Consider the following 3,259-nt stretch of genomic DNA (forward strand, 5'->3'; position numbering starts at 1 on the left):
CTGTTCCCGCAGCGCCTCCAGCGCTACCTTGCTTTTGAACTCGGATGTGAACTTTCGTCTCTTTTTCATTGGTTGCTTTACTTTAACTCGGTGAAGCAACCTGTCCAACTTTACGGGGCCGGCTCATAGAGACCGCCGAAATCCTCGGCATCTCTGCCCCCTCAGTGGACCGCCTCACAAAGCGCGGCCTACTTCGCCCCTCTCGGGCCACCCGTCGCCCACTCTACTCAAAAACCGAAATCGAACGCTTTTTGCGTGAAACTTCGGAGGTGGTCTATTGAAACCGCCCAGGCACATATCCGAAGTGCTTCTAGGTCTCAAACCAAGTGGGGCTAAAACGGTGCCCGCAGGGCAGGCTTTAGCGACAGCGGCCCGTGATTGCTTGCAATCTATCTCGCGGGCAAAGCCAGTGGAAGGGGGCCCCACGCCCGACAAGACAGAAAGGCCCCAGGGGTGAAAACAACCTACCTGAAAGCCTATGTGCCGACCTCATGGTTTCACCCTGTCGGCATCTACAAGGTTCTAAAACGTTTCTGGGACCGCCTACCCAATGTCGCAGGTTGCCTGTTTGCCACCTTCACCATCGACCGTGAAGCGATGCGCGCCCAAGGCTATGGACCTTCAGAGGCCTTCGATATTACCCGTGACCGAATCCGCAAAATCTTCTACGAGTTGCGCCAAGGCGTCGAATGGAAAGGCAAGCTCTACAAGATCGACTCGGAATACTGCACCAAGGTCGAATTTCACAACGACGAAGAAGGCTGGCCCCACTTCCACTGCATCTGGCTGACCCGTCGATTTGTGCCGGCTGAGTTGCTCGCTCACCTCTGGAGCTACGGACGAACCAACGTCAAGCGGATCAAAAACGACGATTTTCACTACCTGCTCAAATACGTCTGCAAGGGGGGACAAATCCCCGAGTGGGTGCAAGACCGCAAACGCCTGCGGATTTTCCAACCCTCCCGCGGCTTCCTCAAGCCAGACCCCAAAAAGCGGGAAACAGTCAAAAAAGAGACTGAAGGCCCCAAGCGCCACACAAGCACCCTCCGCGAACGTCTGCACAAATGGGAACGGCTGGCCCTGATCGTGACCGAAAACAGCGAGAAAGCCTACAAGGAAGTCCGGCAAATCATCCTCCATGCACCATTCAAAAGCATTTTCGACCGTCTGATTCTCTCAGTCGCCCTAGACGGTCGATATCTGGGCGACCGCAAAATACAAATAAACAAACAAAAGGAGTTATATCCATGGCTAATGAACCTACACCAAAACCCGCTGCCAACCGACTAGAGCAAAACGGCCTCTTCGTTCGGGGCGTGGCGATCTCAAACACCGCCCTCAAGATCACCAAGAAAGACGGGGGCATTCTCGCCCTGGTGAAATATGAACTGGCTCTTGAGCCCGGCACAATCGTGCTCCAACAGTTCATCGACCCGAAGGAAAACCCACAAATTGCCATCGAAGGCGACCAAGTGACCAAGTTCCCCACATTGGAACTCTACAAGCCTTACATGGCAAAGGTCAGCCGCATGGAGGAAATCAGAGGACAGCAGACCGCTACCTCATGGGAACCGATTGTCTGACCTGATCAAAGCAAAAGAGGCCCCTTGGTGGAGGCACACGCGGGAGCGTGTGCGCCACCAAGGGGCCTTTTCCTTGTTTACACAGTTAATAATTGTCCCAGAGAATGAGACCGATCCGCACTACAATCCCTTTAGGTTTGCAATCTCTCTGCCACGTTACTACCACCGAATTCCTAGAATTTAAGACCTCTTGACCGTTATACAAAACTTCTAATGAGCACTCCCAAAGTCTTTATCTCATATTCTCATGACTCACAAAAGCACAAGCAATGGGTACTCCAACTGGCAACTAGATTGAGAAACAATGGGGTCGATGCTGCGCTAGACCAATGGGACTTGAGCCCAGGAGACGACCTTCCTCATTTCATGGAGCAAAACCTAACGTCTTGCGACTATGCATTGATGATTTGTACGCAAAATTACGTAAGCAAGGCGAATAACGGGACGGGAGGCGTTGGATACGAGAAAATGATTCTAACGGCAGATCTTCTGTCTAGAATAGACAGCCGTAAAGTTATTCCAATAATACGTCAGGATGGTGGCTCAGACGTTCCGACATTTCTAAAGACTAAACTTTATATCGACTTCTCACATTCTCAGGACTTCGAATTCTCATTTGATGAGTTAGTTAGAACTATCCATCAAGCGCCATTATTCAAGAAACCAGACATTGGTAATAATCCTTTCAAGGAGGTAAATATAGAAGATCAGGACCGCTCAAATGATGGAATCCATGACATAATGGTTGCGATAATTAAGTGGTATGAAAATGGACATGACTATGTCGAATATTCTAACCTAAAGAGAGTAATTCCGACTTCTCGCATCTTGTTAGATCTAAATCTCAAGAAAGCAGCAAAGGCAGGGCTAATTGATCACTCTCAAGAATATATATATCTCGAAGACAAAGGTAAGCACTACGCCATAGAACATGGTATCGTTGAAAACTGAGCATAATTATTCGGCAGGCAACGACACTACGGCCCACCCCCTTCATTGCATTCAAATCACTTACGTTGGCTAAAGAAATTTCATGAAAAAATATACAGAACTTAATTTAGGTTTCAGCGACGCCGAAAACTTCCGCCAGAGGGAGCAAAAATCTCTATTCAACAGAATCTTCATCAGGACTAACGAGCTCGATCGGCTGGCAGAATCGAATATTAGCTTTTTGGTCGGAGAGAAAGGAACCGGAAAAACTGCATACGCGACATATCTAGCAAACAATGACTACAAGGAAACACTTTCATCGATAAGGTTCATCAGGGAAACCGAATATAAAAAATTCCTCACACTCAAAAAGAAGAGACATCTCGAACTCTCCGATTTTACGAATATTTGGAAGGTTATACTATACCTTCTAGTCTCTCAGCAGGTTAGAGAAAAAGAACCAAGAACCAAAATATTCGATAAATTCACGCGTTTTTCAGATCTCAATAGGGCGATTGACGAATACTATTTAAACGCATTCACACCTGAGATTCTTTATGCGATTCAATTCGCGGAAGAAAGTTCTCTTGCCGCCGAACTGTTATCGAAGCATGCAAATATTGAGCCGGCCCCGTAAAGTTGGACAGGTTGCTTCACCGAGTTAAAGTAAAGCAACCAATGAAAAAGAGACGAAAGTTCACATCCGAGTTCAAAAGCAAGGTAGCGCTGGAGGCGCTGCGGGAACA

General features: G+C 48.1%; 5 protein-coding genes. All 5 read left to right on the forward strand.

Translation table 11 applies throughout. The features are described from left to right. The first annotated feature begins 140 nt into the window (after positions 1-140). On the forward strand, positions 141-281 hold the full coding sequence (locus tag O2597_RS18760) for a helix-turn-helix domain-containing protein (RefSeq protein WP_425603768.1): 141 nt from the start codon (positions 141-143) through the stop codon (positions 279-281). Positions 282-453: 172 nt separating this feature from the next. Further along, on the forward strand, positions 454-1,290 hold the full coding sequence (locus O2597_RS18495) for a rolling circle replication-associated protein (protein WP_269527253.1): 837 nt from the start codon (positions 454-456) through the stop codon (positions 1,288-1,290). After that, complete coding sequence (locus O2597_RS18500; RefSeq protein WP_269527255.1) at positions 1,248-1,583, forward strand: hypothetical protein; 336 nt, start codon at positions 1,248-1,250, stop codon at positions 1,581-1,583. The genes O2597_RS18495 and O2597_RS18500 overlap by 43 nt, the downstream gene beginning before the upstream one ends. A 213-nt stretch (positions 1,584-1,796) precedes the next feature. Further along, on the forward strand, positions 1,797-2,534 hold the full coding sequence (locus O2597_RS18505; RefSeq protein ID WP_269527257.1) for a toll/interleukin-1 receptor domain-containing protein: 738 nt from the start codon (positions 1,797-1,799) through the stop codon (positions 2,532-2,534). 82 nt (positions 2,535-2,616) lie between these two features. Beyond that, on the forward strand, positions 2,617-3,150 hold the full coding sequence (locus O2597_RS18510) for a P-loop NTPase family protein (RefSeq protein WP_269527259.1): 534 nt from the start codon (positions 2,617-2,619) through the stop codon (positions 3,148-3,150). Positions 3,151-3,259: the final 109 nt, after the last annotated feature.

This window comes from Coraliomargarita parva (assembly GCF_027257905.1).
GTDB classification, from domain to species: Bacteria; Verrucomicrobiota; Verrucomicrobiia; order Opitutales; family Coraliomargaritaceae; genus Coraliomargarita_A; species Coraliomargarita_A parva.